Annotated in this window: 22 protein-coding genes and 2 pseudogenes; 13 read left to right on the forward strand and 11 right to left on the reverse strand. The window is 43.6% G+C overall.

The features are described from left to right. Positions 1-25 precede the first annotated feature (25 nt). Both H3001_RS08740 and H3001_RS08745 read left to right on the forward strand, forming a co-directional pair. The gene (locus H3001_RS08740; protein WP_042519993.1) at positions 26-565 is read left to right on the forward strand and encodes a dihydrofolate reductase family protein; all 540 of its coding nucleotides are present in this window, start codon (positions 26-28) and stop codon (positions 563-565) included. Positions 566-1,065: 500 nt separating this feature from the next. Continuing rightward, entirely contained in the window at positions 1,066-2,007 is a 942-nt protein-coding gene (locus H3001_RS08745) for a hypothetical protein (protein WP_153151746.1), read from the forward strand. Here H3001_RS08745 and mobV read toward each other — a convergent pair. From mobV to H3001_RS19770, 5 genes and pseudogenes are all read right to left on the reverse strand, one after another. Beyond that, positions 1,985-3,451 carry a MobV family relaxase gene (gene mobV / locus H3001_RS08750; protein WP_181214714.1) on the reverse strand — a complete coding sequence of 489 codons (1,467 nt, stop codon included), beginning with the start codon at positions 3,449-3,451 and terminating at the stop codon, positions 1,985-1,987. The genes H3001_RS08745 and mobV overlap by 23 nt on opposite strands. Positions 3,452-3,724: 273 nt before the next feature. Further along, the gene (locus H3001_RS08755) at positions 3,725-4,447 is read right to left on the reverse strand and encodes a hypothetical protein (protein ID WP_181214715.1); all 723 of its coding nucleotides are present in this window, start codon (positions 4,445-4,447) and stop codon (positions 3,725-3,727) included. A gap of 309 nt (positions 4,448-4,756) precedes the next feature. Beyond that, a complete protein-coding gene (locus H3001_RS08760) occupies positions 4,757-5,053 on the reverse strand; it encodes a hypothetical protein (RefSeq protein WP_153151756.1) in 297 nt (98 codons plus the stop codon). Between the two features lie 8 nt (positions 5,054-5,061). After that, positions 5,062-5,391, reverse strand: a complete 330-nt coding sequence (locus H3001_RS08765; protein ID WP_055203696.1) for a helix-turn-helix domain-containing protein — start codon at positions 5,389-5,391, stop codon at positions 5,062-5,064. A 513-nt stretch (positions 5,392-5,904) separates the two neighbouring features. Then, positions 5,905-6,096: pseudogene (locus tag H3001_RS19770) on the reverse strand (hypothetical protein); the annotation flags it as partial. Positions 6,097-6,287: 191 nt separating this feature from the next. Here H3001_RS19770 and H3001_RS08770 point away from each other — a divergent pair. The 11 genes from H3001_RS08770 to H3001_RS08820 all read left to right on the forward strand — a co-directional run bounded on the left by H3001_RS08770 (position 6,288) and on the right by H3001_RS08820 (position 16,197). After that, positions 6,288-7,658 carry a site-specific integrase gene (locus H3001_RS08770; protein ID WP_029428666.1) on the forward strand — a complete coding sequence of 457 codons (1,371 nt, stop codon included), beginning with the start codon at positions 6,288-6,290 and terminating at the stop codon, positions 7,656-7,658. Between the two features lie 10 nt (positions 7,659-7,668). Next, positions 7,669-8,823 carry a hypothetical protein gene (locus tag H3001_RS08775; RefSeq protein ID WP_181214716.1) on the forward strand — a complete coding sequence of 385 codons (1,155 nt, stop codon included), beginning with the start codon at positions 7,669-7,671 and terminating at the stop codon, positions 8,821-8,823. Positions 8,824-8,996: 173 nt separating this feature from the next. Next, positions 8,997-9,308: a helix-turn-helix domain-containing protein gene (locus H3001_RS08780; protein ID WP_029428668.1), complete on the forward strand. Its 312-nt coding sequence runs from the start codon at positions 8,997-8,999 to the stop codon at positions 9,306-9,308. Between the two features lie 33 nt (positions 9,309-9,341). Then, complete coding sequence (locus H3001_RS08785) at positions 9,342-10,028, forward strand: hypothetical protein (RefSeq protein WP_181214717.1); 687 nt, start codon at positions 9,342-9,344, stop codon at positions 10,026-10,028. Between the two features lie 172 nt (positions 10,029-10,200). Continuing rightward, positions 10,201-10,551 (forward strand): plasmid mobilization protein, encoded by a 351-nt coding sequence (locus H3001_RS08790; RefSeq protein ID WP_029428670.1) that lies wholly within the window; start codon positions 10,201-10,203, stop codon positions 10,549-10,551. Further along, on the forward strand, positions 10,548-11,603 hold the full coding sequence (locus H3001_RS08795) for a relaxase/mobilization nuclease domain-containing protein (protein WP_146348578.1): 1,056 nt from the start codon (positions 10,548-10,550) through the stop codon (positions 11,601-11,603). The genes H3001_RS08790 and H3001_RS08795 overlap by 4 nt, the downstream gene beginning before the upstream one ends. Then, positions 11,600-12,361 carry a hypothetical protein gene (locus H3001_RS08800; RefSeq protein ID WP_181214718.1) on the forward strand — a complete coding sequence of 254 codons (762 nt, stop codon included), beginning with the start codon at positions 11,600-11,602 and terminating at the stop codon, positions 12,359-12,361. Before H3001_RS08795 ends, H3001_RS08800 begins: the two co-directional genes overlap by 4 nt. A 317-nt stretch (positions 12,362-12,678) precedes the next feature. Further along, positions 12,679-14,091, forward strand: a complete 1,413-nt coding sequence (gene tssD / locus H3001_RS08805) for a type VI secretion system tube protein TssD (protein ID WP_181214719.1) — start codon at positions 12,679-12,681, stop codon at positions 14,089-14,091. A gap of 537 nt (positions 14,092-14,628) precedes the next feature. Beyond that, a complete protein-coding gene (locus H3001_RS08810; protein ID WP_246368536.1) occupies positions 14,629-14,880 on the forward strand; it encodes a hypothetical protein in 252 nt (83 codons plus the stop codon). Between the two features lie 34 nt (positions 14,881-14,914). Then, the gene (locus H3001_RS08815; RefSeq protein ID WP_181214721.1) at positions 14,915-15,685 is read left to right on the forward strand and encodes a polymorphic toxin type 44 domain-containing protein; all 771 of its coding nucleotides are present in this window, start codon (positions 14,915-14,917) and stop codon (positions 15,683-15,685) included. Next, entirely contained in the window at positions 15,667-16,197 is a 531-nt protein-coding gene (locus H3001_RS08820; RefSeq protein ID WP_181214722.1) for a DUF4948 family protein, read from the forward strand. The genes H3001_RS08815 and H3001_RS08820 overlap by 19 nt, the downstream gene beginning before the upstream one ends. A gap of 111 nt (positions 16,198-16,308) precedes the next feature. Here the strand turns inward: H3001_RS08820 and H3001_RS08825 are convergent, their stop codons facing one another. The 6 genes and pseudogenes from H3001_RS08825 to H3001_RS08850 form a co-directional block, all read right to left on the reverse strand. Then, positions 16,309-17,214 (reverse strand): Abi family protein, encoded by a 906-nt coding sequence (locus tag H3001_RS08825; protein ID WP_146348583.1) that lies wholly within the window; start codon positions 17,212-17,214, stop codon positions 16,309-16,311. A gap of 320 nt (positions 17,215-17,534) precedes the next feature. After that, positions 17,535-18,221 (reverse strand): annotated as a pseudogene (locus H3001_RS08830) (hypothetical protein); the annotation flags it as partial. Continuing rightward, positions 18,221-18,622, reverse strand: coding sequence for a hypothetical protein (locus tag H3001_RS08835; RefSeq protein ID WP_005816121.1), 402 nt, complete (start codon positions 18,620-18,622; stop codon positions 18,221-18,223). The gene H3001_RS08835 and the pseudogene H3001_RS08830, both read right to left, overlap by 1 nt. Positions 18,623-18,637: 15 nt before the next feature. Beyond that, positions 18,638-19,468, reverse strand: a complete 831-nt coding sequence (locus H3001_RS08840) for a phage antirepressor (protein WP_005816120.1) — start codon at positions 19,466-19,468, stop codon at positions 18,638-18,640. A 43-nt stretch (positions 19,469-19,511) separates the two neighbouring features. Beyond that, a complete protein-coding gene (locus H3001_RS08845; RefSeq protein WP_005816119.1) occupies positions 19,512-20,276 on the reverse strand; it encodes a DUF5045 domain-containing protein in 765 nt (254 codons plus the stop codon). A 27-nt stretch (positions 20,277-20,303) separates the two neighbouring features. After that, positions 20,304-21,029: a hypothetical protein gene (locus H3001_RS08850; RefSeq protein ID WP_005816118.1), complete on the reverse strand. Its 726-nt coding sequence runs from the start codon at positions 21,027-21,029 to the stop codon at positions 20,304-20,306. Positions 21,030-21,041 lie beyond the last annotated feature (12 nt).

Genomic DNA, 21,041 nt, shown 5'->3' on the forward strand with positions numbered 1-21,041 from the left:
CTGCCTCTTTTACAATAATACACCTATGAGAAAAGTAATCCTTTATATTGCCGTCAGTCTGGATGGCTATATCGCTGACAGCGAAGGTTCCGTTGAATGGATAAGCGGACAAGATAAAAACGTGGAGATGGAAGACACCTTTACTCCATTCTTCAGTGGTGTGGACACGGTCATTATGGGAAAGAGAACCTACGACCAAATTGTGACCGAACTTTCTCCCGACCAATGGCCCTACGGGGAAGCGATGACCTATGTATTGACTCATCACAGTGAAGAAGAGGGCACAGAAAATATCCGTTTCAGGAATATGGATGTATGCCAACTGGTAGAGGAGTTGAAACAGGAATCGGGTAAAGATGTGTGGATTTGCGGAGGTGCAGAAGTGGCGCAACAACTCATCGCAAACAATCAAATAGACATTTATCATCTGGCGATTATACCGGTTCTTCTCGGTAACGGCACAAGGCTGTTTGGTGCTACCGATAAGAAAATTGACTTGGAAATGATTCGTACCAAGAAATACAACGGCATAATAGAGGTGGTATATAGTCGCAGGAAGATTTGATGTTTACTGTTTTAAAATCTTCTCCCTTTAGAATACACGATTAAAGATTACGACCATATTTCCGATTTACTGCTCGTAAATTATTGATTAATAATCAGTTGTAAATACTAACATTATAAATTAGAGACTATATAAACAAGAAAAACATTCATACACATTTTCTATTTTTGAGAAAATTCGTATCTTTGCACATAAGAGAGTTATTTGACAGCATAGCAACGCAAAACGCTGAAATTCGCACAGTTGCTAAATCGTTACCTCTATTTCTCAAATAATTCGCTAAAAGTTTATTCTTCAATCGGTTAAGTCAAACCGATAAAAATCTAAAATAAAAATTATGGTTGACCTTCATTATAGGCTACCACCACCTATCAGGAAGGTGAAAATAAGCCTAAATAATGTTTGATTTAACGTTGATTATAGCTGATGTCTGAGAAGAATCACTATATGTGGAATAAAGGTTGTAACTTTGCAAATAAAAAACACATTGTATATTGAGTATGGGCATTTTAAGCAAGTTATTTGGCAACAAGAAGAAATACGAAGCTGATGAGCAGCACAAGGAACAGGGGAAAAGAAAATCCTCTCCTGTTCTGCCCACGCTCATGCATGACGAGCCAGCTAGTCTTGCCAAATACGTGGATAAGAAGATGCCTGTGCTTGTTATCGGAGGCAAGTACCATCAGACACAAGTTGTTCTCACTTCCAATCCAAATGAGAAGAAGTTTACGGCCAGTAATGGAAAGGCATACCCTGGTGTTACCATAGGAATGGTGATGGGAACAGGAGGTGTGAAGGAACAGCAAAATCCGAAAGAGCTAAAGATTTGTCCATCCAACCCGAAAACAGCAGATTTGCCCAAAGGCGAGAAAAAGGAACAGCAAAAGAAACCTTTCGTTCTCACGTTTCCAACGAATATCAAGCACCCGACTCTCGGAGAACGCTATGATGAGTATTGTGCCAGTCTTCCTCCATTTGACTTTTATGAGGGTGATAACGAAGACAAAATCCCTGCTGATGCGGACATGGAAATCAGTGATTACCTGAACAGGCTGGCAGACACACTCGCATATTGTAGGGATGTTGAGAAGAAGCAAGGATTTGTGGTAGCGGAACAATACTATCTGTTCCTTATCGGTCATCATCCGTGGGAACCTGATGCCTACGATGACCTGTTGGAACTGTATCGCAACAATGGCAAGAACGATGCGTTTGAAGCCTTGCGCCTTTATTCCATAGACCATTTCTCTAAGAGACGTGAACGGATGGAACGGCAACTGACCGCACTTGCAGAACAGCAGGGAGTGAAAGAGATGGCAACGGAAGCTATAAGAAAAGGGGAAAAGGTCTCGTACTTCCGAGGGCTGTTTACCCTGTACGACCCTTTCCCCTGCATAGAGCATTGGAAGCGGTTGATCCCTATCTTCTCGGGCCCCGAGTAGCAGACTTGGAAGGTTTGTTCCTGCTGGCATATCTGGCGGCACGATGGGCAAACCTCCACCAGTCCTCATCTTCATCTTTCTTTGGTTTGTCATCAGACGACGAACCGCCACCACCACCTGAATACATGGGAGTGGTAGCATCACCGATGGCGGCTGCCACCATCCCTGCGGCACTGGAAATGACATCACCAAGAGAGCCGTCAAACAGGTCTTCAACGATAGTTCCCTGCACACTCTGCAAAGCATAGGCAGTTGGCTTCGGCATATTCTCCAGGAATGTTCGCAAGCCAGAAAGCAGTTCATCGAAGATTGCCCCTTTGACCATCATGACTGAATTGCCCAGTTGTGCCTCCTTCATCCTTTCCACATTATTTGCCGCTTGTCTCACCGCTACCTCAGCATTAGCCTGCCGCTGGCGAAGCGATGCAATCTGGTTCTCACATTGCATGAGTCGGCTCTTGCGGTCACGGATTTTGTCACCCAAGGCAATCTTCTGCTTCATCAGTTCTGATGTTCGTTCCTCATATTCATCCAGAGTGATTTTCTTGTTCTCCAAGTCCTGCTTCAAGGATTCAATCTGATGGCTAAGTCCATTGTATTGCAGTTCCAACTTGCTGATAAAGATTCTAAGCTCAATGGCTCGGTTTTCCAACTCCGGCAACTCCCGCTTCAACTGATAGTACATCTGCACTTTGTCTTTATGCTGTGCGCCCGAAATCTCCACAGGGTCGCCACGCATCAATCCATATTGGCTGTTCACCTGTTCGTAGAGTTCCGTGTGCAGCTGCTTCATAATCTCCTGTCCTGTTGCCTTGTCCTTGCCGAACAGCCCTTTGTATGAAACCACAGGTCGTTCCCTGCCAGTCTTCTTTTCTGTTCTCATCACAACAGGAATGATGGTCGCATGGCAATGTGCCGTAGTCTCGTCAAGATGCACATCAAATCCGATGATGTTCTCTTCACCATACTTCTTTGCCATCCAGTCATAGAGGTCGATAGCCCATTGCTCGATTTCATTCATTCGCTGGATGTGGCTGTTGTCCGCTGTTCCGTCACGCTCGAAATCGACAGCCTGATTGCCGAATGCCATCATGTTCATTACTTCGTGGTCACCGCTGAAAACGAACTCCACAATCTGGTTGGACATCTTCGCAGCTGCTGGGTTGTTCTTCTTTACCTCCGGGTTAGGCTTCACGCCCAGTTCCTCCAACCTCTCCTTGAAACGTTCCTCAACAGGTTTTGATGTTCCTATCTTTTGGATAATGCCACCCTTGGCGACCTCAAAATTGAGATGTGCACGGGTGATGTCGTACCAATGCAGCGGTTTCTTGTTCACTGTCTGATAGTGCTTCTCGTCCCACCTGCGCTGGTTCTCGGCTGCCTCCATCGCTCCGATGGACTTTCTGCCCTCAAAGTGCATCGCACCTTTTGGTTCATTACTCATATTTCTGTTCTGTTACGTTATAGTTCTACATTGGGGATGTCCTCACGTTCCATGCCTATGGATCGTGAGACATTCCTTTTCTTGTATTGTTTAGGGGTAGTGGGGCATTCATCCATGTCCTAGGCGATAGGCTGGCATGGCAGGCACGGGAACATGTGGGGCATGAGACCGTTGCTGTGCCGCCCAGAACCTCGCAGAGGTGAACGGGCATATTGTGTTATGCCCCCACTTAATCAGTTGGGCCGTGGAGCAAGCTCTGCGCGCCCGACCATCCTACTCATGCTGCCCATAAGGAACAACAGTTCCGTCTTCGTCAGCGAAATCAAAGAGGCTCTGAGGCATCTTTACAGCCTTGGAGGGTATAGTTACCTCGGAAGAGGTTATAATAGCCGTCTGAGGCTTTTCTGGTGTCTCCATGATGACAGTGGCCGTATCTGCACCTTGTACGGATTGGACTGGTGGTGATAAAACTGGAGAAGTCTGATTCCTCTCAGCAAGGAGAAGACGGTTGGGATTTGTGAACACCTGTCCCATGGCATGACCATCCTGCACACTCACGACATCTACAATGGAGGTGACGAAATCAGACGAGCGGCTGATAAGTCCGAGCTGTTCCATCTTGTCGAGCAGGTTACGCCCCTGCTTGCGCTTGATACCCCATACTTCTTCAAGGGAAGATACCGAGAGCGAACATTGGCAGGTGCCTGTATCGACACGGATACCTCGCACCATTTGCGACTTGTCACCGATGGTCATAGTGTGGAGGATGTACAGATAGTACATGAGGTTAAGCCGTCCTTTTGTTGTCCCCATAAGGAATGTAATTGCATCCGCTGAAAGATGAAGCGTGATGTCTGTAAAGGGAAATGACTTCTCCAGAAAGGAGTCAATAGGCAGAATTGCTGCCTCGTTGTTGTTGCTTTGCATATTCAGTAAAAAGAAAAATGGAACGGCAGACAGATGTGCCTTGCTTCCAGCGCATGGTGTTCCTGCCATGCCGTCCCGGGTTTGACATTTGGTTAATTGATAAATTCCGTGGGCAATCCACATTTACAAGACTGGTACAGTATCTGCGTACAAAAGGCAGAATGATTGCTGTGCCGTTGGAACTAACTGGCTTAGAGAAGTGGAAAGATGGAACATTTCATTTTGCTGTTCTTTCGTAGTAATACGGCTTTATACCTGATAGGGTGATTAACCTTGCAGCGTTAGGATTATTATTCTTTCGGCATTAAGGTTATTAACCTTTCAACCTTTGAAATCGATAAATGTTGTTGTTCCAAACAGAGGGAAGAAAGGGAAATGTCATCTATGCCAGCCCAATTGTTGCTTGGGCGCATCGTCCTCAGCTATCCTCTTTAATTCCTGTTCCACCTTATGCAATTCATCCTTGCTTAGGAAAGCGATACTCCTGATGGTGAGCTGCTGCGCACAGATTCTTCTCCTGTCAATGATGCTCTCATCCGTTATGGCTTTGTTCGCACCTACCTCCTTCATATAATCATTGACTGCATCACGCATGGAGAATTGCCTTAGCCCAGTCTTTGCCCAGTGGACAGCCAGCTCTACTGCCAGTTTCTGCTTGTCCTCGTATTCTGCCATACTCCAGTCTATTTGGTGGCGAGACGCTGAATGATTCGTTCTGCCTCCTCGGAAATCTCCGCCTCAGAGGACACACGGTTCTTCCGTACCCATGCCAAGAGGTCTGACTTCTCGAAGAAGATCATCTTGCCATTCGGCTTGTAGAACGGGATGGTCTGCTCGTGGGTCATCTTGTAGAGAGAACTGCGGGCAATGCCCATGAACTTGGCAGCCTCTTCCAAGGTCAGCACATCCTTCCCCTGATGGAGAAGCTGCTCCAAGGACTGGACTCGCCCCTGGAGTTCGGCAACCTGCTTGCTGAGGTTTGCCTCCTTGTTACTTTGTACTTGTTGTGTCATACGCAATTATTTTTAGTGAATATATATATGTCTATGTACCTTGATGATGTCTGGAGGTGTATAAGCCACTCCGATAAGGAACAACTGTCCACATCTGCCCAAGAACATCAGTCCGGCAAAAGCAAAGTTACTATGGTTATATCAGCGCAATGCAATCTTATATCGAATAGAAGACTGAATTTAATTGTAATTATCATTTGAGTATGATTATAAGCCAATAATCATACTTAAAAATGCCAAAGAATGATTTTATCTTCGATTTGAAAATATATCAAACATCGCAACTTCGTGCCAGATGACGAGACCGAAATCTGATGAAATCCGAGGACAAAAATTAGAGAGAAAGCAACTCCAAACAAGAGAAAGATGAGAGGACAAACGAAAAAGGAAAACATTCATTTTTTCAATTCCGACCTGCCAATATGCCCTCGCACCACCTTCATTTGATTTTTTTATTGCTATTTTGGTGCAGGTTTGTTGCAGGTGCTGTATATTGGAGTATAATCTGACTGATACAGAATGAGTTAAGTTATAAAAATAACCTACGAAGTAGAGCATGGCTCCGTAGAAATGAACTGTCAAATAACGGGTTAGCCACTTCGCCCACGCTCCTTCCCACTTGGGCAGCAACGAAAATGCCCATTGTATTGGACCGAATATAGTGAGCATTCCGAGCAATATCTGCTGACAGTATATCGTCGCCCACGATTCAATATTTATATTTAGTGAAATTCAATTTTAGATATATTATTTGTATATCAGTTATTTGCATATATTTTCATTTGCTTTGAATACTCACGAATTTTCACGGTTTTAGAAAATATTGGTACTATTTGATACCATATTTCGGGATATATTTTGTACCTTTGTAGCACCATAATCAAGATATATCGCATATGGATTTCATCTTCATCAAATCGTCCAAGAAAGGAAAAGAGGACTTCGGTTCCATCTATGCTCGTGTGCGTACAGGCAAGGCAAATCTGAAAGTCGTAACAGGCTTCACCATCAAGCAGCTTGAATGGGAAAAATACCGTTCCCTGCAATACTCCTCGTCTGCCCTGATGTCAAGCATCGGAATAAAGTACGGACAGTTCGCCCAAGTCCTCGCAAGGATAAAAACGGCATTTGAGGCTGACGGCTTCAATCCCAAAGAAGCCAAGAGTATCATTGAAAGCGTGAAACACGATGTACTTAACGGAATGATGCAGATTGTGGAGGTAAAACCGAAGGGCAGGATGCTGTTCGAGGATTATCTTACCTCTTATATAGAAGATATGGAACTCGGACGGCGCACCAAGAAAGGTCGTACCGTGAAAGTTTCTCCGGCTTACATAAAAGGTTTGCGTATTATCTTGGGACAGATCCGCAATTACCAAAAGGAAATGCACCGCAAACTCGGATTGGACGATATGACGATGGAAACCCGCAACAGTCTTGTCGGTTACTGGAAAGAGCGTGGGCTAATGCCCAACGCCATCAATTCGTATATGACCGATGTCCGCACGGTGGCAAAGGCGGCTTACGAGGACAAGCTGACCAAATGCGATGACTTCTGCCATTCTGACTTTGTCCCGAAAAAGGAAGATGTGGATAATATCTACCTCACGCCAGAGCAGATACAGGAAATGCTTGACCTTGACCTTTCCACCAAAGAAGCCGTTAAAGAAAGATTGCAATCTTTGAACATAGACGAAGAAGAAAAACTATTGCAGCTATCCAAATGCCGCATTACCCATATCAGAACATTGGAACACGTAAGGGATGTTTTCATTGTCGGCTGTCTGACCGGACAGCGTGTTTCCGACTATTCAAGAATATGCGAGGACATGATAACCGAAATTGGCGGTACGGAGTTCATTCTCATTACCCAGCAGAAAACGGAAAAGAAAGTCTATATTCCCGTTGACAGGCGTGTGAGAGCCATCCTTGCCAAATATGACGGAGCGTTACCCCATGTCTGCCCCAATGAAATGAACAAACTGGCAAAAACGCTTGGGCTGTTATTAGGCTGGACTCACGATTGTGGTTTTGACGAGAAACGGCTCAACCCCAAACGTGGACGGCGGTTCTGCGATATGCTTCTTTCGCATACCGCCCGAAGGAGTTTCGCCACCAATGCGTACAAGGCAGGAGTGCCACTATCTTCCATCCAAGCCATCACAGGACACAGCAGCGAAGCGCAGTTACGCCGCTACCTGAAATTGGATGCGGAAGAAAAAGCCGTCATTGCGTTAAGGGATTTTAAGGGTGTCATAGAAGTATAAGGAGGAAGTTATGGAAAAATCAAGGTTTGATATAATCAGTGACTTGTTCAAGTTGTCACACATGGTCGGCGACAGCTTAAAACGCATGGAATCGCTTGCCGACAATGGCTCTGGCAATAAAATAGAGATTTGCAGGAACATCAAATACAGCCTGAAGACCATGCCTTTTCTTTTGGACAGCATCAGAGAATATATCGCCGAACACGAGGACAGGGAACTGGCACGAAAATTTGTCGAGCTATACGCTGACACAAAGAGGCTTCACGAGCTTTGTTCAAAGCATACAGACTTAAACAAAGCGGCTTTCCGTACAGGTATGGCTTATATGAGCATGGAGGTCATAGGGCAATACTTCTTTCCCGAAACGGAAGCGCAAAAAGTGACGGCAGAAATCCTGCCCAATCCTATGACACGCACGGAAGCTACCGATTACATCGACACCATCCGTGCTGCCATACGGAAATGTGCGGAGAATCCAGACGGGAACAGAGGGCAAGAAATGTATACCCTGCTCTTCGGTATGGATAAAGCGAAAATCCAGTCCGTCAAGGAATATATCGTCAATGCCAACGACAAGGATTTGGCGCAACTTTTTACGGAATATTTTGCAGAAGCCGTCCATCTCTCCCTGCTGCCCCAAAAGTCCGATGTCAAAGCACAGTCGGCAGGAATAAAGATGTTCCATATCGCCTTGACGATGGGATATATCAAAAGAAACGTGCTGCGTGAGAGCACAACCAAGACAGCACCCTCTTGTATAGCAGAGACAGCCTCCGATTTTATTGCCACAGACATGATGCAGGGAAAGGCGTTCAGTACAACGGTACAAGTCCCGGTTTTACGCCTGTATCGTTTCCTTACCACTTTTACCGTTCAAAGCGGGGCCGACAAGGGAAAGCCGTTACTGGACGGCAACGCTGTTTCCGACAAGGATTTTCTTTATGCCGTGATGCGTGCGGACTATTCTATGGTATATGCCAACTGCGTGAAAGGCAAGATGCGTTGCGTCGTTATCTTGCTATCCAAAGCCTATTTTAAGGACTGGAAAGGATACAGAGCGACAGCAGCCTGTTCTATGGGGCTGACACCCGAAAGCCTTGCCAAATACAACGTAGAGAAACCCTTTATAGAAAAGCTCAAAGAGCTGCTTCCCATGATAAAATAATGACATAATCCACAAGTGGTTACAACTCACCACAATTCATAATCTTTCACAAGCCGTTAAACATCAATCGTTTGGCGGCTTTTTTTATACGATGTCATTTCATATAATACCACAAATTCACGGCATTTGTTTCAGCCATACCTTTGCAAGCACAAACTTAAAATCAATGGTTTATGGCAGATAAAACGGAAATGGTACTGGTATCACGCGATGAGTTGCAACAGCTTATCGGCGCAAGCGTGAGGTGTGCGCTTGAAGAATACCAACAGGCACAAACACTACAGGACGCATCGGAGTATTACACCATTAAGCAACTGGCGGAGAAATGGGGCGTGAGCATAGCGACCATCTGGCGGCATGAGAAACTGGGACACATAAAGGGGCAGCGCATCGGGCGGCGTGTCCTGTTTCCCAAAGAACAGATAGACCGCATAAAGAGTTTGAAAGCCACCAACAGGGACGCAGATAAAAACTCCAATAGGTAACAGATATAACGGACAACAAAATCATTCGTACTTATGAAGAATTTGAAGCAGCTTGTTTTGCCGTGCTATAAAGTAGAAATAGCAATGAGTGTGGAAGCGTGGTACTTCCTGCACGGCAGCACAGACGGCGTGTGTAATCTTACCTTTTTTCTTTCCCTTTTATCGAGAATGACTGTCGAAGAAGTACAGAATACCAAACGAGGATTGAGCTATGCCATCCATCCAGGACAGGCGGACTGTTCCATGCTGGTACTGGCTAAGGTATGGGACATCGGTCGCAAAGCAGTATGCCGTCTGTTGGAGGATTTCTCGGAACGTGGGCTTATCAAGGTTGATTCCAATCCCATGACATCCATTTTGGAGATGGTGTGCGTGAAGTCGTGGATGATAGCAGGAAAACTTATAGAGAATCCAATATACTGCCAAACGGTCAAGGCTTACGAAGGAGTAAGGCTATTCCTTTTTAACGGTCAAAAATTAGAGACATTGCGCCGCAGTTCGCCAAGAAAGAAAACAGAAAAATCGGTGGATGAAGCGGATAGTCTGATGCCCATCAAACCGATTGTTTTCAATCCTCTTGTAACAGAAACCGCCAACGCAGTATCTATGGATAGCGGAAACAAAGCAGAAGATACTTCTATTGAAGCCGACAATATACCTGTTTTAGCAGACGGCGATACCTTGTTTGATTCACAAGAATGGAAACCTGCACAGGAATGAAGTGGCAGGAGTGGCGAGCGATAGCATTTAAGAGGGATAGTTTTTAGGGCTGGCAAGTTAATGTTTTCGTCCACGAAAACTACGCCACCAATGGCGATACTACCGCACGGAAGCGGCAAGCCCTGATTGTAGCCCTAAAAACAGAGTAGTTGAACCGACAATAGAAATGAATATGACAAATCAAGAGACCAAAAACAAGGGTGGTCGCCCCAAAGCTGTAAAGGGCAAGGCCCGGACAAAGACCATATCCACAAGGCTCACGCTTGCCGAATGGAAAACGGTCATGAAACGGATAAGCGATGCAGGCAAGAAGCCGTCCCACTTCCTGCGTGAACTGTTGCTGCACGGCAAGGTCGAGGCGGCAAGGACACAGGAGGACAGGCAGCAGATAAGGATGCTGGAGGGAGGATGTAACAATCTGAACCAGTTGGCGAAGCTGGCACACCAACAGGGTTTCGCTTTTGCGAAAACTAAAATCATGGGTTTGTTGGACGAGTTCAACAAAATCATAGAGAGGATATGATGGGCGATTTGAAGAAACGGGCGAGCTTCGCCAGACTGGTGAACTACGTGAACAACCCGAAAAAGGCAAGGCTCATTGACAGCAAGGACGTGAGGCTTGACAATAACGCCACCATCGCAAACAGTATGCAGGGACAGGCGGATGACAAGCCGGGGCGTAAATTGAAGAATCCCGTGTACCACATCTCTTTGGACTTCGCCCACGAGGACACGCCCAAGCTGACAGACAATCTGATGGCTGAAATTGCCCGTGAGTATATGCGGCGCATGGGGATAAAGAACACCCAATACATTGTGTGCCGCCATACCGATAGGGAACACCAGCATCTGCACATTGTAGCCAACAGGGTGGATAACAACGGGAACACCATCAGTGACAGCAACGATGATGTGCGGAACGTGGCTGTATGCAAGGCTCTCACAAGGGAATACGGACTGCACTTCTCCAAAGGCAAAGTGAATGTAAAGCGTGACCGCCTGCGTGGAAAAGACAAGGTAAAATACCAAATTTATGATGCCGTGAAAGCCACCTTGCCCCATAGTGACAGTTGGTCGAGTTTGTGCGACAGGTTGGCCAAACAGGGTATCGGGGTGAATTTCAAATTAGACAGGCGCAATGGCAAAATAGTCGGAGTGTCGTTCACGAAGAATGAAATGTCATTCAGCGGCTCACGGATAGATCGGAGCATGGGCTTTTATAAGCTGGACAAACTTTTTGAAAGTCGTATTGCCGAGGGTATGGAATGGCAGTCCAACGGCTTTGATAAACGAACACAACCTATCCGACAAGATACAGCAACAGATAGCAGTGTAACAAATCCTGTTATATCCCAACCGTCACCAATCGGAGCGGAAACGGACAGCAACGGCGGTAATCCTGTTGAATCCGGCTCAAACATAATCCAAGTGACCATCGGCACACTCATGGAGTTGTGCGTACAGCCGTACCAAGCCAAGGTTTCATCCGGTGGAGGTGGTGGAGGAAACGAGAATGGCTGGGGCGAGAATGAGAACGAAAAGGACAAACTTAAACCAAGAAGGAGGAGAAAATGAAAGACAATATGCAGAACATAGCCGACCTTATCGGGGCATTGGCGGAGGACATCGAGGAAATCAAGAAAAAGCTGGAAGCAAAGGATACTTCGGACAAGGACGAGGCGGTGAAAAGGCTGTCGGTAAAACTGGAGCCTGTTATACGTTTCTTTGGAAGCAGCACGCCGAAAAATATCAGTGAAATTTTCGGAAGCAGGGCATCCATTGAGAACTATAAAAAATCATTGAGCAGCGAAATGATTGTGGGTATGCAGGCATATACCGATGCCAACGAAAAGAATATGCGTGAGCATGGAATGCTGACTGTCAGTGAGATGCTCCACAAAATATTGGAAATGCAGACAACACTTGCCGACAATCAAAAAACATCCGTAGGAATTGCACAACAAAAGCATGGCTTTTGGCAGATAATCCGTCCGAATAAGGCTATGAAGATAATCAAACGGATATGGAATAAAATCCCCAATGGCCGGTATAAGAATCCCTATATATGGACCGGCATTGTTTCCTTGCTTGTGTACACAGCCCTGTTTGCCGCCAGTTGGATGAAGTGGCACGAGTACCGTGACGAAAACAGGCTGCTGAAAACGGTTGCCGCCAAACACGAGATTACTTCAGTTATGCTCAAAGAATTGTACCCCGAACTGGCCGTAACCGTCGGGGCATACGAGGAACTGGTGGATGCTGTTGGAGTGGATTCCACTTTGACTGTATTTCAAAGGCAAATGAAAAAAATAAGACCCCCCAAAAAGAAATGATTCCATATCAATTAAGTTGATGTCTGATTGCACCTATATAAATTGTTGAACTTCGTAGTTTGCCGTTTATTTGTAAATGTGCGGAAATTAAATGCGTATTTAGTTGGTTTTTACCAACTAATCTTGTAAATTTGCGATTAGTCATGTCCGATGTTTTATTTCCTCTTCCTTTTCCTGCAATAAAACATCATGGTAAGGTTGGCAAACATATCTTGCTATAATGTTTGGATTCGTGGAATAATTTCAATGTGCCAATTTACAGACCATCTGCGACAACGTGAGAGCATGAATTTAAGATTAACGTAAATCAACAAACAATGGCATCTGAACTGACATTGGAAATCAATGGACGCAAACGTGACATATTGAGGTACAACTACCGTTTTCACCGGGAGATACGATATAACAGACCTGTAGATTCAATATGGGGAGGTGAGATCTGCGTAGAAATGACATCCGATGGCGACACGTATTTTTTGGAGATGCTTATGGCAGAAAAAGAGGTGATTAAAGAAATTAATGGTACAAGAAAGACTTTTACTGTTCCTGCTGCCGTATCCGGGAAAATACAGTTTATCAAGGAAAATGAGATATTCAGGGAATTATCATTCCAAGAAGCATATGTAGTTTTCTACGGGGAAAGAATGAGTTCAATTGGGCCAAAATCAATGAGCACATTTCTTGTCATATCCCCCATGAAAATGGAAGTCAACAAGCGGGTGATGATGGTGAAACGGCAAGATACCGGTATTAATCTTGGGTGGGTGCAAAAAGTTGAAGAAAAGCCAAAGCCTACTCCTGTAACACCTTATACACCTCCTATATTGTTGGTAAGAACCGTTAATGGAGAAACTGAGGCTTTGCCAAATGAAATTATTGAATACAAAGTAACATCATACAACTTACCCAATGTAAGCAATAGCGACAGAAAGCGTGTCAAATGGGATATTGAAATTGACGGCAAAAGAGAAACATTAAATGTTAAAGGTGAAACTATAAATCTTACCATAAAAGAGGAATGGGTAAATAAGGAATTAGTAGTTATGCCTTATCTTAAAACCCCAGATGAAAATGTCTGCTTAAAGACAAGTATAAGGGGGCTTATTGATGTTTATACAAAATCGGGTAAATATCTTTTTAGCCTACAGCCTAATGAAAAACATAAAGTTCAAAGAATCACAGCACACGAGTTATATGCCAAAGGAATTCAATGGTTTAGTCCTTCAGCAGATAATTTTTTGAAAATGGTTGTGATGTCATCTAAAATATTTTCATACAATGAATTAAAACATTTTTCATGGGATGATATCATAGTTTTTGCTGAAAAAGACCGTCCAATGCTTTCATATAGAACATCAGGTGCTGGAGATTGGAAAGCGAAAGGTAAACCTGGGGATGGTTATTTATTGGTAACAGTTGGAAGTATGCCATATTGGACAGACGCAATAGGTCAGATTCCATTTACCTTAAACCAATTTAGAAATTGTTTGAAGACTTTTGGTAGATATGATTTAGCTGAAAAAGAAACTCTTCGTATCGGAATAAAGTTTGGTGATGGCAATTTATTTGGTGAGGCAGATTCTTCGAATAGCTATGATAATGAAATGATAAAACGGGCCATTCAATGGGCCAAATATCGATATGTTATAGTTGGAACTGACAAATGGAATAGAACATCTATAATAAAGACTACAAATTATTCACCAACGCTTTTAAAAAATCCTCTTTAATGAACATTTTATATTGTATTATCGCAAGTTTGTTATTGTGCATATTTTATGTTGGTGGCATAGAAATATTAGAGAAATATATGCCTATAGCCAAATGGGATATCGGAATGGAAATAACATTTCTATATAGTATCATATTATTATTATTAACAATGTTATTACAGATGATAATTAAATTATATATAGAAAAAAGGAAATACATTGCGCTACTACCATTTTTCATTCCGATGTTATATTGGTTATCATATTATGATATATTTCCATATCGTTCCTTTTTTCTTATTGTACTAAATTGGATGGTTTGCATGATTTATTATATAGCTTTAAAAATAATAATACGTAATGGAAATAAGAAAGCTCGATAACTCTCGACGATTCAATAATGACTTAAAGTAAATTGAAACACGTATGTTTGGTAAAGTAAATAAGTCTGCTATAGTCAAATGGAGTATTATATTAAGTATAACACTGTTATTGTATTTCTATAACATACTTCATTCTGCCATTATTTTTCATAGTCCTAATAAATATGAATATTTGGGAAAAATTGTATGTACATATAGTGGAGAACAAGACAAATTATATATAGACGATTACATTACTACATATAAAATTCCATGCACATATAATTGGAACGAAGATGATGAAATCGCAATTTTTATGAAAAATTATGGTAATGTTCTTAAAAAAGAAGATATTGATTTCTGGAGACTTGACATTTTCTTAGATGCCCAAGGAAAATACAAAAGCCATAGTACAAGAAAATTTTTAGGAATATATCCGTGGTAGATGAAAATTTTTCATTATTAAAAAATACAATATTATGATGAATCCTGAACATAAAAAAATAAACAAGTCGTTACAATCTCCATTTGATCATCCATACCCTCCGGTTATGGATACAGCAAACTACATTTGCGAGGAAATAAAAAAGAATGTAAAATCATCGTTTGCAGATGAACTGATTTTTCTGACATCAAAATATAGTAAAATACAAACAAGTCAAAAGCAAGCTCTTGACAAAATGACACCATTAGGTCGTGCTCTCGTATTATCGGGTTCGTCATACAGTCCTCTCGCAGGTAAAGTTTTTGATAAAGTGGATGGGCGCATCCAAGCATACAACAAGTGGAAAGCTCTTGTTGCAGGTAACATGATTTGGGATCATAAATCAGCAATTATCCAGCTGCAAAACTCACAAAAATGGGCGTGTGACAGCACTACAGGGCTGAAATTTATGTATGATATTTGGTCTAATATACACTATGGTTTTGTAGGGAGATTTGTAGGTTTTACTGAATTTGAACTAATCAATGGTGCAGGATATGCACAAATATGTGATAACAAAAAGCCCTTATGGAAATGGACAACTGCGTATGTTGTCAATCGTTTTGTCGATATAGGTGATGCAGACATATTGGGCGGTTTTGATGATGCGGAAGACACCCAAGCCATAAAGGTTGGATTCAGTCTTTACAATAAGTTTGGTAAAGCAGCGTTTGCTTTAACCTCTCAAGACATAATAAACGAAATCCTGTCATTTTACTATAATGACAAACCAATACATGTAGCAAAATGCGAATATCACAGATAACCATATTATGTATTACCGGTCTTTTTGTTAGTTGTGGGAGATCGGTAAGCCCTCCAACAGATGATGAAATGATTCAACATTTCTACGCACATGAATCTGCATTTAATCAGATAAAGGAGTTGGTCTCTATGCGTCCTAACAGCTCCTACTATCCCCCCTATCATCCGAATGACACAACCTGTTTAGCAGGAATATCAATTCCTACACAACAGGCACTTGATTCTCTTCTTAGAGAAATAAAGTGTAAACGCATATTTTACGCTGTAAAAACAGGAAGGCAAGAATATGAGAAAGAAATGCCCGAAGTGGAACTATGCCTACAATATTTTGTTTCCGGTTATTCGGTTGGCGGAACGACAAAGGAGTTTGTATATTCAACTACAGTGGGAAAGCAATTTGAAGTAATAGAGAACAGGGAGCTAAACAACATCTACCAAGAACAATATAATGATACCATACTTTACAAATCAATAAATGGAAATTGGTTCATCAGACTTATATATGACAATTAAGGAATAAACTATTCAGGAAAATGCAAAAACATGAGACCGAATGCAAATACTACTTGCAGATAAATTGCCACCAAACACAGAAGTTAAACACTTAAATATACCATACAGAGATTAGAGAAGATGCCATAAATCCTCATCTTTCCAATCTACAGGAAAGCCCATCGCTGTAATATCTATTGATGGAAAATCAGCCAACAAGCCTGAAAGTTTTTCGTTGAAATTATTGTTGGGAGAAACCGAGGAAAGAAAATAGCGGAGCATGCATAAGCGATAGTAAATCCTCTTCTTATCCACTTTTGAAGTGTCAATCCATACGTTTGAAGTTTTTCGTGGCTCTGCCGGATTGAGCATAAAATCCCTGTTCCAAATTCTTGCATGATGGCAGCACATATTGCGTAAGTTGGCAAGTACGGTCAACCATGATGTGAAAACCTGTGGCTTCAGACCGAAATAACCGGCAATATGCTTCATCAGATGATTGCTGGATATATTGGAATAAATATAGTTCAAATTCCCGAAAGACAATACTTCCGTTATCATCCATGCAGGAGGATATGTTTCAATGAAATTTTGTCGAAAATCCTCAATGTAATCTTCCTTGTTCGAAGCCAGTTCCTTTTCTATGAAGACCAATGTTTGGTTAAACTTACCTGCATTGGCAAAATATTCCGGTTTTGTTATCCAAAACTTATCTTCCAATTCTTGGCATCCGATATTCGCCAATACACTGCGAATTGCAACCTCTATTTTCTCTATTTCATTGAAAAGAAGAATACGCAATTTCTTATCAAAACGGTAGAGAGTTAAGACTTGCTCAAAAGTTGTTCCCTCTTTTAGTGCCAAATCACTCTTGGGACCTTTATAGAATGGGTAGATATATGCAGACAAACGATGATAGCCAATGTTTAGCAAATAATTTTCCACCTTATGCTCATCTTTTATAAGCATCCCCCTTGATTTTAGTATTTGAACTATTTGTTCCGGAGAAGAATATGGTTTGGTGAAACTCGTTTTCATGTATATATAATAAAAAACGACCCGCCGATTTGAGCATTGTAAAGAGGCTTGGCAGGTTCTAATAGTGCAAAAGTAGTAAATTAATTTGGAATAGCCAAATTATCTGTATTATATTTTTTGATTATCTGCAAAGAACGAGAGAAAAATTGGTTTGCAGGGCTGTAACTTTGTAATAAAATCCAGTATTTGACGAAGCATAAGCCGGGATTCTAACTCGATTATCACACAGATCATATAGTGATACCAAAGTGGTACTAAATTATAAAATTATCCTTTCATACATTTATAAATAGCTATTATTCAAATTATTATAAAAACAAATACATTGTGGCCCACCAACCGATGCGGAACACGATCAGGGCTATCAGCATCACTATCTTGTCGATGCCCACCACGGCCCCTGCCGTCAGTGAGGTGAACCACAGTTTGCTGGCATCCTTCTCCATGTTGGTCACTTCGTCCACGCCCGTCTGCTCCATCGTCGCCTCTATCAGGTTGGGGTCTGATGTGCCCTTATGCGCCACGTCTGCCTGTGCCTGGAGGTCAGTGTACATCGAGTCCCTGACATATACCAACTGCTGCACCTCCTCAAACTTGTCGGAAATTTGGGTCGCCTCTGCCTCATAGAGGTCGTGGGTGTAACTGCCGATGCAATTGGGAATATAGGATAGAAAATCCAATACGCACCAGCTGCTGCCGCTGTTGGTCATGCCTGTGTCAGCAGGTGGGTACCACCAACAGAGGATGATGCTCACCACCAAGGGCTTGAACAGTTTCATCACGTCCAACGGTTCGTTCTTCACCATCATCTTGTAGGCCATGCTTGCCGCCACGATGATAGAGAACAGTGCCGCCAATGCCATACACATTTGGAGGATCCACCAGAACGGCCCTTGTGAGCCTGTGAAGGTGGCATCGGTCAGGAACTCGTTGGTCTGGAATATCACATCGTCAATCTCCTCTTCGAGGATGTTGATGCCGAAATCGCTGAGTATGTTGTCTGCCATCAGTGCCTGGTTCTATTGTTGATAATCTCTTTGATAAACTCTATGCCTTTCGGTGTCCATGACAGATAGAAGTGGTAGAAGCAGCGCATCCTGCCTGTGACATATACCGCAATGCCCTTGTCCTGAAGGTCTTCACGCAGTTTCCACATTCCATATTCCTTGGTGATGATGCCTTCCTCTTTGAGGGTCTTCACAATCTTGCCGTAGTAACTTCCGACATATTTGTGAAGCTTTGACATTGAAACTACCTCTAAATCAGATGGCATATAATGCTCATCAACGATGGGTGTCCTGCCGATAACGCTGATTCGCTTCGGCATCCTTGACATCTCCAACTGCCACTTGCCGTTTTTCCTCTTGGCGGCATAGAGACGTAACTGTATTTTTGATATTGATTCCATAGCTATTTCTTTATTTTATGTTCTTTCGATAACAGGAATGACTCCCACGCTCTTCAGTTTCTCATAGAGGAAGCGGCGACCTTTCTGTGTCCATTTGGTGTTCATGCGCACATCCTCCGTACCGTCCTTGTGTTTAATGAGGTAGGTCTCGCTGGTCACATAACCGCAGTCCTTGTAGTCGGCATACAGAATCCACTGCTTGCCACGCTGATACTGGATGTTCATCTCCTTCAGACGTCGGTTGAAGCGGATGGACGACTCGCCATAGTCCTGTGCTATCTGTGTGACCAGGACACTGCTCTTCGTGGCAAGGATGATGTCAAGGTAACTCACCTTGTCCTTCATCTCCGTCACCTCCTGTTGCAGGTCATCCACCTTGGATCCCAACTCAACGATGCGTGTCCTTTGGTGTTCACACTCCTGTTCGACAAGCAGACGCTTTTGTCGTTCTTCCTTCAGATTGACTGCTAACCGTATCAGGAAGTCTGGCTCTGCCAATGCCTTCTCGATGGTCTGCTGTGTCATATAGGCACCATGCTTGCGGATAGAGGGGAGCACCTCCGATGTCACCCACTTGCGGAAACGTTTGGCTTCGGGTTTGCGACTGTCAAGGATGACATCATACAGTCCGTCTTCATTGATAAAGTTTGTAACCTGTTCTCTTCCAAGACTATCCGAGATGGGGTACTTTGAAAGTACATCATCCGAAAGTCGTTGTACCAACTTGCTGGTTTTTAGTCCAAGAACTCTTGCCACATCAGCCAAACAGAACAAGGGTTGCTCTGGTGTTCCTGTGGTTCGGACTGCTCCAAATTCCTCGTTGTTGAAAATCTGAATATCGTTCATATCTCTATGCTGTTTTGTGATTATTTCTTCTCTTCCCTTATTTCTATCTGTTCACACTTTCTTCACCCTCACCGCTGTTGGCATCATCGCCGTCAGTGCCTGTCGAGCTCCTCACGCCCTTCATGTTTTCCTGCCAACGGCTCTTGGCATCGCTGATGATGCTGCCTTTATGTACTACACGGTCGTTGGTGGCTGCCAAGAGGGCGGTAGTCTGGCTTTGGGTGTTGAGCTGCACAAGGTATTTCAGTAGTGTCTCGTTCTGTGTCGTCAGGTCGGCATAGATGCTAAGATACTGCCGCTTTCTCTGTGCATTGGGCATATAGGCATCCTTGGTGGCTTTCACGGCACACTGGTACATATTGTACAGTTCCTCCCACCGACGCTTGTCGTTGATGGTGCCTCCTGTAGGGATGATATGGTCTATGTTCGCCTTCATCTTGTCCAACTGACCGTTGATCTTGCTGCTTTCGGCAAGCCAGGCGAGGTCTATCTGTCGGTCGGCTACGTTCAAGGCTTCCACCTCAGCACGCTTGGTGAGGGCAGAGTCTATCTTCTCCGCATCATCTACTTGGTTGTAGAGGTTGATGCCGGCAAGAGTGCGGAAACCTAACTTGTTCTTCTCTGCCGCTGTCTTCTTATAGTTGTTATGTAACAGCCAATAATAGAACTCAGGGGTGAGAGAACCGCCACCTGTCTCCATCACCGTTATCTGGTTCTGCTTGGAGGAGTCGTGGTTGTAGGTCACGCTCTGGGCTGTGGCTTTGATGGTGGTTGCTACCGCCATGATGAGTATCATTGTCTTCTTCATGTCCGTTCTTCTTTTGTTTACAATCCGTCAATAGTCAAGTTTTCCTGCCACTTTCCATCGGCTGAAGGCATCTTCCAGTATCTCTTCCTTCGTCCTCGTCCGATACACCTTCTCCTTCCAATAGCCCATGCGCAGCTGCACATACCGCCATGTCTGGAAGTAGGCTTGGTTCAGATGTTTTTCTATCAGGTCCAACGAATTGTTGATATTGTCCAACACCATCAGCAGGTCGGAAGTTGAACAGGCTGCCGCTCCTGTGGCATACAACACGAGGTCGTTGACGCTATGGTAGAGTTGGCTTCCTTCGTTGTATATGTTGTCGATGGCTTTCTTGTTGATGCTGATGAGCATCGTGTCAGCCAGTTCGATGTGTTTCCGCTTGATGACCTTATCATTGAAGTCCTCCAACAGGTTCTTGTAGTCACTGATGCGGTCGCTCACCGTCTGGTAGGTGCTCTTCACGTTCAGCACCGTGCGCAACGACTGGTACATCACATCGATGATGTCGAAGGCCCGGGTGTATTTGTCCAAATCCACATTCAGTTCCTTGTATTTGCCCACCTCTTCACTGCTGTATTCATGCAGCAGTTGATTGCTGTACTCCAAAGTGCTGCGTGCCAGCAAGAGGCTGCGCTGCTTCTTGTGGTCGTTGATGTATGCTTCCACCGATACCGCATCGAATCCCCATTGCGCCAAGGCTGTATTGGGGAAGAGGGTAATCAGCAGGAGAGCTATGATGATGGTATGTCTCATTCTCCGTTCCTC

Source organism: Phocaeicola faecicola, assembly GCF_013618865.1.
GTDB lineage: Bacteria > Bacteroidota > Bacteroidia > Bacteroidales > Bacteroidaceae > Phocaeicola > Phocaeicola faecicola.